Below are 13,146 nucleotides of genomic sequence, written 5' to 3' on the forward strand. Positions count from 1 at the left end.
AAGGGGTAAACACTATATGCGCAATTACGCATATACGAATATATTGAACGGCATGGATGAGATGGATCGCGTGTTCGAGAAAGTGTCGGGGTATTTCAGCCTGCTGGCAGAGCCCACCAGGCTGAAGATCCTGCACGCCCTGTGCGATGGCGAGAAGCCGGTGGGCACCGTGGTGGATACGGTGGGATCGTCGCAGACCAATGTGTCGCGCCATCTCACCGCGATGTACCGCGCGGGCGTGCTGTCGCGCCGCAAGGAGGCCAACCTCGTGTTCTACGCCATCGAGGACGAGAGCGTGATCGAGCTGTGCCGCACGGTCTGCGTGCAGGTCGCCAGCCGGCTGGAAGACAACGCTTTGCCAGCAAGCATGGTCGATCGCTTCATGCCGCAGGCCACCCCGGCACCGCGCCGGCGCAGCCGCTGAGCAATGCGCCGGGCGCCAGGGCAGCAGCGCTCGCACCAAGGTTCGACGGCAGCCGTCCGTTTGCGCGGGCGCTGACCCACAACAGGCTCGCCGACGGCGCCGCTGGCGCCGCACGCGCGAGCCGGAGGAGACCGCAGTGCCGGAACAGAGCCGCCCCGGGCGCATCGTGCGTGCGCCGGAGCATTTCGTCAGCGCCTCGCTGCAGCAAGACATCACGCAGCATGGCGTAGGTGCGTCCGACAGCCCTCGCCGCGACTTCCTGCGCAAGAGCTTCCTGGGCGCCGCAGCCGCGCTGGCCGCTGGCGTCGCCAGCCGGGCCCGCGCAGCGGATGGCGCTGCCGGTGACGACGCCATCCTCACCCCGCAACCCTGGGCCACCACGCTCGGCCAGCCGGTTGCCGCGCATCCCTACGGCCAGCCGTCATCGTTCGAGAAAAATCTGGTGCGCCGCGAGTCGCCGGGCCTGACCCGGGTATCGGCGGCCTCGGTCTCTTTTGCCCCGCTGCAAGGCTTCTTCGGCATCATCACGCCCAACGGCCTGCACTTCGAGCGCCATCATCAAGGCTGGCAGGACATCGATCCGGCCCGCCACCGCCTGATGATCAACGGCCTGGTGAAGGCGCCACGCGTCTACACCATGGACGACCTGATGCGCCTGCCCGCGGTGTCGCGCATGCACTTCATCGAGTGCGGCGCCAATACCGGCATGGAATGGGGCAACGTGGCGGTGCCCACGGTGCAATACACCCACGGCATGCTGTCGTGCTGCGAGTTCACCGGCGTGCCGCTCAAGGTCCTGCTCGACGATGCCGGCGCGGACTTCAAGCGCGGGCGCTATCTGCTGGCCGAGGGCGGCGACGGTTCAGGCATGACCMGCACCATCCCGATGGCGCTGGCCGACGAGATCATCGTCGCCTGGGGCATGAACGGCGAGATGCTGCGCCCCGAAAACGGCTACCCGCTGCGGCTGGTGGTGCCCGGCGTGCAGGGCGTGTCATGGGTCAAGTGGCTGCGCCGGCTGGAGCTCGGCGACCAGCCGTGGAACACCAAGGACGAGACCGTGCACTACGTGGACATGATGCCCGACGGCATGCTGCGCCAGTACACCTCGATCCAGGAGTGCAAGTCCGTCATCACCACCCCCTCCGGCGGGCAGCAGCTGGTGGGGCGCGGCTTCTACAACATCAGCGGCCTGGCGTGGTCCGGGCGCGGGCGCGTGAAGCGCGTCGATGTCTCGGTCGACGGCGGGCGCAACTGGCGCACCGCAAGGCTGGAAACGCCGGTGCTGTCCAAATGCCTGACGCGCTTCAACCTGGACTGGGTGTGGGACGGCTCCCCCGCCATCCTGCAGAGCCGCGCCATCGACGAGACCGGCTATGTACAGCCACGCCTGGCGCAACTGCGCGCGGTGCGGGGTGCGCGCTCGATCTATCACAACAACGCCATCCAGAGCTGGCAGGTGGCCGATGGCGGCGAGGTATCCAATGTCCACGTTGACTAGCGCCGGGCGCGCGGCACTGATCGCCATCGCCGCCGCGCTGTGCGGGCAAGCGGCGATGGCCGCCGCGCCGGACGCCAGCGCGCGTGCGGCGCTCGGCCGCACTGCCACGCCGGCCGAGGTCAAGGCCTGGGATATCGATGTGCGGCCCGATTTCCAGGGCCTGCCCAAGGGCAGCGGCACAGTGTCGCAGGGACAAAAAATCTGGGACGGCAAATGCGCCTCCTGCCATGGCGACTTCGGTGAGTCCAACGAGGTGTTCTCGCCMATCGTCGGCGGCACCAGCGCCGAGRATATCCAGCGTGGCCGGGTGGCCTCGCTGACCGGCAACCAGCCGTACCGCACCACGCTGATGAAGGTCAGCACGGTCAGCACCCTGTGGGACTACATCCACCGTGCGATGCCATGGAACGCGCCCCGGAGCTTGTCCGCCGACGACGTCTACGCAGTCACGGCCTACCTGCTCAACCTGGGCGATATCGTGCCGGCGGACTTCACGCTGTCGGATGGCAATATCGCCGAAGTGCAGCAAAAAATGCCGAACCGCAATGGCATGACCCTGCAGCACGKCCTGTGGCCCGGGCGGGGCCAGGCGGATACGCGCAATACGGCGTGCATGAAGGATTGCACGCCCACGGTCAAGATCGTGTCGACCATGCCGGCCTATGCCCGCGATGCCCACGGCGACCTGGCGGCGCAACAGCGCACCGTGGGGCCCACGCGCGGCTGGGCTGCCGGCGCCAGCGCACCCGCGGCCACAATCTCGGCCACACCTGGCGAGACGGCGGGTGCGAAACTGGCTAGCCAGTACCAGTGCATGGCCTGCCACGCCACCGATCGCAAGCTGGTCGGCCCGAGCTTTGCCGAGGTCGCGCGCAAGTACAAGGGGCAGGATGCACAGGACGCGCTCGCCCACAAGATCCGGGCAGGCGGGCAGGGCGCCTGGGGCAGCATGCCGATGCCGCCCCAGGCACAGATTCCCGATTCCGACCTGCGCACCGTGGTGGGGTGGATTCTTGAGGCAAAATAGCGGACTGGCCGCCCCGTGGCGCGGCCAGCGCGCCGCCGCGCCGGCCGTGCCGACAGGCAACACTGGCAGCGAGCGGGCTTTTCGCCGTCCCCACGGCTCTTCAAAGTTCGGAGCATATCCATGAAGCAGTTTGTCATCGCAACGCTGATGCTGGCTTGCGCCGCCTCGGCCAACGCTGCAGTCGATGCCGCCAAGGCCCAGGAAATCGCCAACAAGAACGCCTGCATGGGCTGCCACCAGGTCGACAAGAAGCTGGTTGGCCCGGCCTACAAGGACGTGGCGGCCAAGTACAAGGGCGACAAGAACGCGCTGGCAACGCTGACCAAGAAGGTCAAGAGCGGCGGTGYTGGCGTCTGGGGCCCGGTGCCGATGCCCGCCAATGCCGCGTTGAGCGACGCCGACCTGAAGACGGTCGTGGAGTGGGTGCTGGCAGGCGCCCCGGCCAAGTAAGCACGYCAGGGCAAGCCCTGCCCGGACCGGTTACGGCTTCGGGACCAAAGGGGCGCCGACGGCGCCCCTGTGCGAGGGCGGCAATGCACCGCCCGCTGCGGCGCGAAAAATGCGCGGCAGGCCAACAGAAAACCAAGCCGGAACGGAAAACGCAGGAGAAGAGGAAACAATGCATTCAAAACGACGAGACGTATTGCGGGTCACCTCCATGCTCGCACTGATGGCCGCCACCGGCCTGATCAGCAAGGCGCAGGCGGCGGAGTGGAACAAGACCGCCTTCGACGGCAAGAGCGTGGCCGACGTCATCAAGGCATTTGGCGGCAGCGGCACCGAGAAGAGCACCGCCATTGTCTTTACCGCCCCCGACATCGCCGAGAACGGCGCCGTGGTGCCGGTCGCCGTGACCAGCAACATCCCTGGCACCGAGCAGATMGCCATCCTGGTGGAAAAGAACCCCAACACGCTGGCAGCGGATTTCATCATCCCGGCCGGCACCGAGCCCTTCGTCTCCACGCGGGTGAAGATGGGCCAGACCTCGATGGTGTACGCCGCCGTCAAGGCCGGCGGCAAATGGTACGTGGCGTCCAAGGAAATCAAGGTGACGCTGGGTGGCTGCGGCGGCTGAGCCACGCGCTCATTCATCCAGGCGGGTTTCCCGCCCCACCATTACCTGAAAGAGGAAAGAACATGGCAGACCCGATGCGCGTACGTGCCGCCGAGAGCGGCGGTGTGGTCGACGTCAAGATCCTGATGAAGCACGACATGGAAACCGGCCAGCGCAAGGATGCGTCCGGCAAGACCATTCCCGCCTGGCATATCCAGAGCGTGACGGCCCAGTGCAAAGGCAAGGACGTATTCCAGGCGCAGTTCGGCCCGGCGGTATCCAAGGATCCCTTCCTGAACTTCAAGTTCAAGGGCGGCGCCAAGGGCGACAAGGTCACGGTGACCTGGGTCGACAACCGCGGCGACAAGCGGACCGACGAAGCGACCATTTCCTGATCCGGCCTGCTCCGGTGAAGTGATGGGCAGGTACCGGCCTGAGCGAGCGGACGGCTGCATCCTCTGCTATGGTTCAGGTCGAATGTCGGGCCCGGGCCGGCGCATGGTGCGCGCGGGGGCGCGACCGGAAGGATAGCAATCATGCGGCGAGCATTTATTCGAGCAACGGCGGCGCTGGCGGCGATCGGCCTGGCCGCCAAGGCGGCGGCGCAAGCGGCGCCGGCGGCTGCCGGCAAGGGCGGGCGCGTCAAGGTGGTCTACCAGCTGTCCGAAGGCACGGACCAGGCGGTGCGCGCCATGGCCAACCTGCGCAACCACCTGAACGCCGCGCCGGATACCAAGATCGTGGTGGTGGCGTTTGGCTACGGCGTGGACTTCATCGTGGAAGGCGCGCGTGACGCGCGCGGCAACACCTTCGAGGCCGCAGTGGGCGCGCTGGCCAGTTCCGGCGTCGAGTTCCGCGTTTGCCGCAATACGCTCATGGCGCGCAAGATTCCCGAGTCCAGCCTGCTGATGGAAGCCAAGGTGGTACAGGCTGGCGTGGTGGAAGTGGCCAAACTGCAGTTCGATGAGGGCTATGCCTACATCAAGCCGTAAATACGCAAGCCGTAAATACAGGTTGTAAGCAGACAGGTTGTAAGCAGCACCCGCGCAAGAGCCGGCCCGCACCGGGCGCCGATAACGGGAAGACAAGCCATAAGATGGGCCCGCACGGCCTGGCGCCACACGGCGGCAGGCTCCCGAGGCCCCGAGGAGAAGCCCCATGAAAACGATCAGACGCCGCCACACCGGCGCCGCGCTGGCGCTGGCCGGCACCGTGGCGCTCGCCGCCGCGGCGGTGCACGCCCAGGGCAGCACCGCCGAGGAAATCGCCAAGTACCGGCAGATGCTCGCCGAGGGCAACCCCGCGGAACTGTGGGAGGCCGCCGGCGAAGAACTCTGGAAAAAACCCGCCGGCCCCAAGAACGCCTCGCTCGAACAATGCGACCTGGGCAAGGGCCCCGGCGTGACCAAGGGTGCCTACGCCGAGCTGCCGCGCCTGTTCAAGGACACCGGGCGCGTAATGGACCTGGAGCAACGCCTGGCCTACTGCCGCGTGACGCTGCAGGGCCTGACCCAGGAAGAGGCCCTGAAGAATCCCTTCGMCTCCACTGGCAAGCCATCCGACATCGAGCGCCTGGTGGCCTTCGTGGCCGGCGAGTCGCGCGGCGTCAAGATGAACGTGGAGCTGAACCATCCCGAAGAAAAGCGCGTGTACGCCCTCGGCCAGAAGATGTTCTTCTACCGTGGCGGCGCCTACGACTTCGCCTGCGCCACCTGCCACGCCGTGGACGGCCAGCGCATCCGCCTGCAAGAATTGCCCAACCTGCTGACCAAGCAAGGCGCGCAAGCCGCCTACACCACGTGGCCCGCCTATCGCGTCTCGCAGGGCGAGGTACGCTCGATGCAGCACCGCCTCTACGACTGCCTGCGCCAGCAGCGCTTTCCCGAACCCGCCTATGGCTCCGACGTGATCACCGCGCTGAGCCTGTTCCTCGCCAGGAACGCGAACGGCGGCACGTATGACGGTCCGGCCATGAAGCGCTGAGCGAAGGGAGAGCAGAGATGAAACAAGCGCATAAATACGCACAAGGCACGCTGGTCGCGTTCGCCATGCTGGCCTGCATGGGTGGCATGGCTCACGCGGAGGACAGCGCCAAGCCGGCCAAGGCCACAAAGCCCGCGAACGTCACCGCCAAGGCCGCCGCCGTCAGCGACGCCGACATGAAGAAGCTGATCGAAAGCTCCTTCACCTCCAAGGGCCCCGCCACGGTCGAAGGCGTGCTCGATCGCGACGCCATGCAGAAGGCTTGCAGCGATTATCCCGACCGCTCCAAGGTGCCGGCCGCAGTGGCCAGGAAGATCGAGGCCGCCGAATTCAAGCAGATCAAGTACCCCACCGACAAGCAATGGCTGGGCGACTGGAAGGAAGGCGAGAAGACCGCCCAGAACGGCCGCGGCATGCAGTTCTCCGACGCAGTCGGCAGCCCCAACGGCGCCAACTGCTACGCCTGCCACCAGATGACCAAGGCCGAGATCTCGTTTGGCAATATCGGCCCGTCGCTGTACCAGTACGGCAAGCTGCGCGGCGACTCCGAGGCGGTGCTCAAGTACACCTGGGGCAAGATCTGGGATTCCAGCGCGTTCTCGGCCTGCTCCAACATGCCGCGCTTCGGGCACAAGGGCATCCTCACCGAGCAGCAGATCCGCGACGTGATGGCGCTGCTGCTGGACCCGGCCTCGCCGGTCAACCAGTAAGGCTGCGCGATGACACCCAGCCGCATGGCAGGCTCCCTCCGGCGCGCGCGCGTGCTGCTGCTTGCCGCACTGGCCTGGAGCCGCGCGGCCACCGCGCTGGAAATAGGCGACACCGTGCGCCTGCCGCCGGTGCAGTTGCTCGACGGCCGGGTCCTGACACCCGCCGACCTGGCTGGCAGGCCGCTGGTGGTGGAAGTCTGGGCATCGTGGTGCCCCTTCTGCGCACTGCAGAACCCGCGCCTGCAAAAACTCTTTGAGAGCACCGGCGGCGCGCGCGGCGGGCTGCAGGTGCTGGCGGTCAGCCTCGACAAGGACCCTCGCGACGCCACCGCCTACATCGCCAAGCACAGCTACACCTTCCCGGCCGCGATGGACACGCCCGCGCTGCGCGCCGCGCTCGGCAAGCGCCGCGGCCTGCCCGAGCTGTACGTGATCGACGCCCACGGCAAGGTCGTGCAGAAGGAGGTCGGCGAGATGCTGGAAGAGGAAGTCGCGGCGCTGGCCAGGTACGCCACGCCAACGCAGAAGTAGCCACATCGGCCATATCGGCCATATCGGCCATATCGGCCATATCGGCCATATCGGCCATATCGGCCATATCGGCCGCATCGACCACACCGGCCACATGGCCCACAAGATGCCGGGTCGCAAGAGCCAGACACCGGCGCATGACATGCACAGGACGAGACAATGAACCGACGCGAGTTCCTGCAGGTGCTGGCTATCGCCGGCGCCGGCGGCATGACCTTTCCCGCCACCGACGCGCAAGCCGCGCAGGCCGCCGGCAAGCTCTATGACGTGCCACGCTTCGGCAATGTGCACCTGCTGCACTTCACCGATTGCCACGCACAGCTGCGCCCGCTGCATTTTCGTGAGCCCAACGTCAACCTCGGCGYAGGCGGMTACGCGGGCAAGCCGCCGCACCTCGTCGGGCAGGCCTTCCTGCGCCACTACGGCATCGCCCCCGGCAGCGCGCAGGCCCACGCCTTCACCTATCTCGATTTCACCGAAGCCGCGCGCCGCTATGGCAAGGTTGGCGGCTTCGCCCACCTCGCCACGCTGGTCAAGCAGCTCAAGGCCAGCCGGCCCGGCGCGTTGCTGCTCGACGGCGGCGACACCTGGCAGGGCTCCGCCACCGCGCTGTGGACGCGCGGGCAAGACATGGTCGACGCCGCGCTGGCGCTGGGCGTGGACGTGATGACGCCGCACTGGGAGATGACCCTCGGCGCCGAGCGCGTCACCGAGATCGTCGAGCGCGACTTCAAGGGCAAGGTCGCCTTTCTCGCGCAGAACATCAAGACCAACGACTTCGGCGATCCCGTCTTCGACCCCTATGTGATCCGCGAGATGAACGGCGTGCCGGTGGCCATCATCGGCCAGGCTTTCCCCTACACGCCGATCGCCAACCCGCGCTACTTCACGCCCGACTGGACCTTCGGCATCCAGGAAGAGAACCTGCAGCAGGTCATCGACCAGGCGCGCGGCAAGGGCGCGCAGGTGGTCGTGCTGCTGTCGCACAACGGCATGGACGTGGACCTCAAGCTGGCCTCGCGCGTGCGCGGGCTCGACGCTATCCTGGGCGGCCACACGCACGACGGCATGCCGGCGCCGGTGCCGGTCAGCAACGCCGGGGGCACCACGCTGGTCACCAACGCCGGCTCCAACGGCAAGTTCCTCGGCGTGCTCGACTTCGACGTCAAGGGCGGCAAGGTCAGCGGTTTCCGCTACCGCCTGTTGCCGGTCTTTGCCAACTACCTCGCCGCCGATCCCGCCATGGACGCGCTCATCGCCAAGGTCCGCGCGCCGTATGAGAAGCAACTCGGCGAAGTGCTGGCGCGCAACAGCGGCCTGCTATATCGCCGCGGCAATTTCAACGGCACGTTCGACCAGTTGATCCTGGACGGCCTGATGGATGTGCAGGGCGCCGAGATCGCCTTCTCGCCGGGCTTTCGCTGGGGCACCACGCTGCTGCCCGGGCAGGCCATCACCATGGAACACCTGATGGACCAGACCGCCATCACGTATCCTCACACCACCGTCACCGCAATGAGCGGCGAGACCATCAAGACCATCCTCGAAGACGTGGCCGACAACCTGTTCAATCCCGATCCCTACTACCAGCAAGGCGGCGACATGGTGCGCGTGGGCGGCCTGCAATACACCATCGACCCCACCGCATCGATGGGAAAACGCATCACCGAGATGCGCCTCAAGGGCCAGCCCATCGACGCCGCCAAGACCTACAAGGTAGCCGGCTGGGCCCCCGTCTCGGAAGAAGCCCGCCAGAGCGGCAGCCCACCGATCTGGGACCTGATGGCCCAGTGGCTGCGCGCCTCCGGCGAGGTCACCGCCCGCCCGTTGAACCTGCCGACGGTGCGCGGCATGACCGGCAACGCGGGCATGGCAACGTGATTGAACAGCCGCGAAAAACTGAGCTACAATCGTTCGTCACGGGCCGATAGCTCAGCTGGGAGAGCGCTGCGTTCGCAATGCAGAGGTCGGGAGTTCGATCCTCCTTCGGTCCACCAAAAACATGTTCTAGCTCGTCTAGGAAAGCCCAGAGAACCCCGCAAGATCAAGGCTTGCGGGGTTTTTTGTTTCTGAAGTGATCCGGCCTTATCCATTGACATCTAGGGATCTTAGGGGGCATCTTAGGGGGCACTTTAGTTGCCCCCCATGCTGATGCCCCCACGGAGACCGAAATGCCCTTGACCGACGTCGAAGTTCGCAACGCGCGCCCTCGCGATCGAGCCTACCGCCTGACTGACGGCCTCGGCATGTATCTCGAAGTTTCCCCAACGKGGAGTAGATATTGGCGGTTCAAATACCGATTCGCCGGAAAAGAAAAGCGATTAGCGCTCGGTGTTTATCCCGAGGTAGGCGCCAAGGAAGCGCGAATGCGTCGGGACGATGCGCGAAAATTGCTCGCCAACGGTGTCGACCCTGGCATCGAGCGGAAGGTGCAGAAAGCGGCGAGCGTGGAGCGTGCCGCAAACAGCTTTGAAGCGGTGGCGCGAGAATGGTTTGCAAGGCAAGCGCCGGGCTGGGCCGCCAGTCACGCCGACAAAATCATCGGGCGCCTTGAGAATGACGTGTTTCCGTGGCTCGGCGGCCGGGCGATCGCAGAAATCAAAGCCCCGGAGGTTCTTGCGGTGCTGCGCAKGGTTGAAGGCCGCGGCGCGCTTGATACGGCACATCGCGTGCATCAAAACTGCGGACAAGTTTTTCGCTATGCTGTGGCTACTGGGAGAGCGGAGCGTGACGTCAGCGCAGATCTTCGGGGAGCGCTTCCAGCAGCCCGACATACCCATTTTGCTTCCATCACGGAGCCTACCGAGGTTGCCGGCCTCCTGCGCGCACTAGATGGATTCCAAGGGACGTTCGTGGTTCAGTGCGCGTTGCGTCTTGCCCCATTGCTGTTCGTTCGGCCGGGAGAATTGCGTACGGCTGAATGGTCACAGTTCGACCTCGACGAAGGCCAGTGGCGGTATACAGTTTCCAAGACAAAAACTGAGCATCTGGTGCCCCTTGCCTCGCAGGCAACCGCAATCCTGCGTGAGTTACATGCACTAACTGGCCACCGAAAACATGTGTTTCCAGGACGGGATGTCAAAAAACCGATGAGTGGTGCTGCAATCAATGCTGCGCTTAGACGGATGGGATTCGATACGAAAACAGAAATTACGGGACACGGATTCCGGGCGATGGCGCGTACGATCCTCCATGAGCAATTGCGCTTTCCGAGTGAAGTGATCGAGCACCAACTTGCGCACAAGGTATCCGGTGCACTGGGTACAGCCTACAATCGGACGAAGTTTATCGATGACCGCATCGTGATGATGCAGAAATGGGCTGACTACCTTGACAATTTGAAGAAGGGTGCCGATCTCCTTCAGATTGCAGCAGCCTAGGTACGACCGGTTAATACAAGACACTCAAGTCGGTGAACCATAATAGAGGATAAAGTGCAAGGACACGTCAAGCTACCATCTGGCCCTCTGATCGGCTATTGGCGATTTTGCCAGGAAATCGCCAAAGCGGTTTACCCGATCGACAAGAATCCGACGGGCATTGACTGTGTGTGGGCCAAGAGCTACCCCTCCGGCGTTTCGAGTCCGTACGCCGGCACAGATGTACCTCTCCCGCTGGATAAAGCTGATCGGGAGGAGTTTGCAAAGGTATTGCAGAAACTGCCTCCCCTGAAATATCCAATGTCCGAAGAAGACGTTACTTCGTTCATGGCGGCTTATGTAAAGCTGTCGGACCGTCCACTTTGGATACCTCTCCTTGTGAAGGAAGCGGCCGAAGAGATGATCCTCAAACGTAAGATCGAACACAATAGAATTGTCKATGGCCATATTCAGGCACTACGAGAAGAGCATAGGGCTGCGCGGCTTGTTCCGGTTAACACCATGTACATCCCTGTCGGCGCTGTCGATTTGGGTGCGCTTTTGACTCGTAAGGACGCCATAGCGTATTTGGAGCGGCTTGGCTTGGTCTATGACGAGGAGGAAACAGAAACAGGCCCAGAGCGAGATGCTGCATCGTTACCCGCTGTCGGGGGGAAAGAACCCACGCTCAAGCCGGGTGACCACGAGAWGATTGCAGAGCTCCATGACCAACTGAAGCGTGAACGGGTAAGCGACCCTACGGCACGCCTTRCAAGGCAATTTGGCGTTAGTGATAGCATGATTCGTCGCGTGGTCAAGAAGGAGAAGGACAAGAAGAGGCAGAAGGCTTCCCCCTTCGCCTAGAACGATGTTCGCCAAGGAGGGGTGAGTCGGGTGCCTGGTGACCGACGAGGTGATGAGTGTAGTCATCGTCTGGATAGGGCCTCTTCCATTTGAGCCGATGCATCCGGTTGAATTCATCGACGTGCGGGGATGTCGGACGTTCCGTGTGCAGGCCGGTGTTGAGATTCACACGGGCGGTCGAACGAATCKATCTAAGTGCGGCTAACAAAACTCCCCTGCTGACCCGTTTGCGCGAGCACAACCAGATCGATTGGAGTCGGGCGAGCATCGATGGGCGGCAGCGACATGCAGACCCGCCCAGACTCCGCTGACTTGCCAGTCACGCAGGTGACGCCAGCGGGTCATGCCGCTGCCGAAGCCGAGTTTCTGCGGCAAATCCTCCCACGGAATCCCGGTCTGCAAGACAAACAGGATGCCGTTTAGCGCGGCTCAGTCGTCCAGTCTGGGGACCACCTTTCGGTGAGCGTTCCACCTTCGGCAGCAGCGGCTGCAGTGCTTTCCACAATTCGTTGTTGATCTTCTTCCGTGCCATGACACGTAGCAACGCTCAACCGCTATGTGACGATGACATGGTTTTGTTACCGACTCCAAGTAAAGGGTAGCAAATGGAATCATCGCTGTCTTCCAGCCGTGCGCGACAAGACCGTCTATCGGGCGCTGGGTATTCCGTTCGGCGGCTGTCTGCGTATTCCAACACGTGTTCCGGGTATGTTCCGGGAGCTTCCGGCTCGACGTTCCAGAAGCCTCATTGGACAAGGCCAGACGTAGCCAAACAAATATAGCTTGCCCGGAACAGCGGTTCCGGCTGAATCATTTGTCACTCACGGCACTCGCCGGACAACGACGATCGGGGCGGATTTCCCGGTCGTCTTAACCTGTGACGGAAAAATTCATGAACACACAAGTCTATGCTGCAAGGCAGCAGCCTACTCCCCTATGCGCTAGCGCCGCATCTGACGCCAGTTCGATTGCTCGCCAGCTCGACAAGACGCTGCAAATCCTTCGCATGAAGCAATTGATCGAGCGTACGAAACTCTCGCGTGCGACGTTGTACATCCTCATTGCGAGTGATCCGACCTTCCCGCGCAAGATCCAGCTAACGGTACGCACGGTTGGTTGGCTTGAGTCCGAGGTGAATGCCTGGATTGCGTCGCGCGCCAATTCTCGCCCAGCGGCATAAATCGGAGGGAAAGATGTTCATTTATCGGGTCGCACATGCACGTATTCGATTGCTGTGGCCTTTCGACTCGATGGAGTAACTGATCGGTCGCTAGGGCATGCGGCCTCCTGGGACTAGGGGGCACATCAGGCCGCCGACATACCTGTATGAGAAACGAATAATGGAACTTCAAAATACGACCAGCAGCATCACGCTCGCCAACGCAGAGCAGTGGGCCAAACAACTGGATGCACTACAGCCAGGCAAACAACAGCAAAAGATCGTGTTATTCCAGACGCTGTACCTGGCTATCGAGCGCGCGCTGGCCCGCGAAGTGCCACAGAAAGCAGTCTTAGCTCACTTGTCGACCATTGGATTACCTCTTTCCATGGGCGGCTTCCGTTCCCTACTTGCGGCTGAACGCAAGCAGCGCGCGAAGACAGGTGAATATCTCCGCTGTGAGTGCTGTGGCTCGGTTCTGCCGGTATCAAGCGACGATCCCAATCCGAGAGACATCCCCACACTGGCTAGCCT

Annotated in this window: 15 protein-coding genes, 1 tRNA gene and 1 pseudogene; 16 read left to right on the forward strand and 1 reads right to left on the reverse strand. The window is 63.6% G+C overall.

The window, feature by feature from the left end; genetic code table 11:
- The first annotated feature begins 16 nt into the window (after window positions 1-16).
- The 14 genes from AC1DS3_RS10515 to AC1DS3_RS10580 all read left to right on the forward strand — a co-directional run bounded on the left by AC1DS3_RS10515 (window position 17) and on the right by AC1DS3_RS10580 (window position 11,453).
- The gene (locus AC1DS3_RS10515; protein ID WP_441637448.1) at window positions 17-424 is read left to right on the forward strand and encodes an ArsR/SmtB family transcription factor; all 408 of its coding nucleotides are present in this window, start codon (window positions 17-19) and stop codon (window positions 422-424) included.
- A gap of 136 nt (window positions 425-560) precedes the next feature.
- Window positions 561-1,925: a sulfite dehydrogenase gene (gene soxC / locus AC1DS3_RS10520; protein WP_477127129.1), complete on the forward strand. Its 1,365-nt coding sequence runs from the start codon at window positions 561-563 to the stop codon at window positions 1,923-1,925.
- Complete coding sequence (locus AC1DS3_RS10525) at window positions 1,909-2,952, forward strand: c-type cytochrome (protein WP_477127130.1); 1,044 nt, start codon at window positions 1,909-1,911, stop codon at window positions 2,950-2,952. The genes soxC and AC1DS3_RS10525 overlap by 17 nt, the downstream gene beginning before the upstream one ends.
- A gap of 120 nt (window positions 2,953-3,072) precedes the next feature.
- Window positions 3,073-3,402: a c-type cytochrome gene (locus AC1DS3_RS10530; protein WP_477127131.1), complete on the forward strand. Its 330-nt coding sequence runs from the start codon at window positions 3,073-3,075 to the stop codon at window positions 3,400-3,402.
- A gap of 169 nt (window positions 3,403-3,571) precedes the next feature.
- Window positions 3,572-4,027, forward strand: a complete 456-nt coding sequence (gene soxY / locus AC1DS3_RS10535; protein ID WP_441637455.1) for a thiosulfate oxidation carrier protein SoxY — start codon at window positions 3,572-3,574, stop codon at window positions 4,025-4,027.
- A gap of 62 nt (window positions 4,028-4,089) precedes the next feature.
- Window positions 4,090-4,401: a thiosulfate oxidation carrier complex protein SoxZ gene (gene soxZ / locus AC1DS3_RS10540; RefSeq protein ID WP_441637457.1), complete on the forward strand. Its 312-nt coding sequence runs from the start codon at window positions 4,090-4,092 to the stop codon at window positions 4,399-4,401.
- A gap of 141 nt (window positions 4,402-4,542) precedes the next feature.
- Complete coding sequence (locus AC1DS3_RS10545; protein WP_174425843.1) at window positions 4,543-4,998, forward strand: DsrE family protein; 456 nt, start codon at window positions 4,543-4,545, stop codon at window positions 4,996-4,998.
- Window positions 4,999-5,164: 166 nt separating this feature from the next.
- Complete coding sequence (soxA, locus tag AC1DS3_RS10550; protein ID WP_477127132.1) at window positions 5,165-5,989, forward strand: sulfur oxidation c-type cytochrome SoxA; 825 nt, start codon at window positions 5,165-5,167, stop codon at window positions 5,987-5,989.
- A 17-nt stretch (window positions 5,990-6,006) separates the two neighbouring features.
- The gene (gene soxX / locus AC1DS3_RS10555) at window positions 6,007-6,699 is read left to right on the forward strand and encodes a sulfur oxidation c-type cytochrome SoxX (protein WP_441637460.1); all 693 of its coding nucleotides are present in this window, start codon (window positions 6,007-6,009) and stop codon (window positions 6,697-6,699) included.
- Window positions 6,700-6,708: 9 nt separating this feature from the next.
- On the forward strand, window positions 6,709-7,230 hold the full coding sequence (locus tag AC1DS3_RS10560) for a TlpA family protein disulfide reductase (protein ID WP_441637462.1): 522 nt from the start codon (window positions 6,709-6,711) through the stop codon (window positions 7,228-7,230).
- A gap of 159 nt (window positions 7,231-7,389) precedes the next feature.
- On the forward strand, window positions 7,390-9,111 hold the full coding sequence (gene soxB, locus AC1DS3_RS10565) for a thiosulfohydrolase SoxB (RefSeq protein ID WP_477127133.1): 1,722 nt from the start codon (window positions 7,390-7,392) through the stop codon (window positions 9,109-9,111).
- 40 nt (window positions 9,112-9,151) lie between these two features.
- Window positions 9,152-9,227, forward strand: a tRNA-Ala gene (locus AC1DS3_RS10570).
- A 174-nt stretch (window positions 9,228-9,401) separates the two neighbouring features.
- Complete coding sequence (locus tag AC1DS3_RS10575; RefSeq protein ID WP_477127134.1) at window positions 9,402-10,610, forward strand: tyrosine-type recombinase/integrase; 1,209 nt, start codon at window positions 9,402-9,404, stop codon at window positions 10,608-10,610.
- Between the two features lie 54 nt (window positions 10,611-10,664).
- Window positions 10,665-11,453 (forward strand): hypothetical protein, encoded by a 789-nt coding sequence (locus AC1DS3_RS10580; protein ID WP_477127135.1) that lies wholly within the window; start codon window positions 10,665-10,667, stop codon window positions 11,451-11,453.
- 267 nt (window positions 11,454-11,720) lie between these two features.
- Here AC1DS3_RS10580 and AC1DS3_RS10585 read toward each other — a convergent pair.
- Window positions 11,721-11,985, reverse strand: a pseudogene (locus AC1DS3_RS10585) (transposase); the annotation flags it as partial.
- A gap of 360 nt (window positions 11,986-12,345) precedes the next feature.
- On the opposite strand from AC1DS3_RS10585, the gene AC1DS3_RS10590 reads away from it, so the two are divergent.
- Both AC1DS3_RS10590 and AC1DS3_RS10595 read left to right on the forward strand, forming a co-directional pair.
- Window positions 12,346-12,633 (forward strand): helix-turn-helix transcriptional regulator, encoded by a 288-nt coding sequence (locus tag AC1DS3_RS10590; RefSeq protein WP_477127136.1) that lies wholly within the window; start codon window positions 12,346-12,348, stop codon window positions 12,631-12,633.
- Between the two features lie 160 nt (window positions 12,634-12,793).
- On the forward strand, window positions 12,794-13,146 hold a 353-nt coding region (locus tag AC1DS3_RS10595), incomplete at its 3' end, for a hypothetical protein (protein ID WP_477127137.1).

This window comes from Cupriavidus sp. 01L46 (assembly GCF_056399905.1).

What these genes read in the sequence shown, in the direction of transcription:
- AC1DS3_RS10515 (WP_441637448.1), top strand. Translation starts at nt 17, where the DNA reads ATGCGCAATTACGCATATACGAATATATTGAACGGCATGGATGAGATG.
- soxZ (WP_441637457.1), top strand. Translation starts at nt 4,090, where the DNA reads ATGGCAGACCCGATGCGCGTACGTGCCGCCGAGAGCGGCGGTGTGGTC.
- AC1DS3_RS10545 (WP_174425843.1), top strand. Translation starts at nt 4,543, where the DNA reads ATGCGGCGAGCATTTATTCGAGCAACGGCGGCGCTGGCGGCGATCGGC.
- soxX (WP_441637460.1), top strand. Translation starts at nt 6,007, where the DNA reads ATGAAACAAGCGCATAAATACGCACAAGGCACGCTGGTCGCGTTCGCC.
- AC1DS3_RS10560 (WP_441637462.1), top strand. Translation starts at nt 6,709, where the DNA reads ATGACACCCAGCCGCATGGCAGGCTCCCTCCGGCGCGCGCGCGTGCTG.
- AC1DS3_RS10590 (WP_477127136.1), top strand. Translation starts at nt 12,346, where the DNA reads ATGAACACACAAGTCTATGCTGCAAGGCAGCAGCCTACTCCCCTATGC.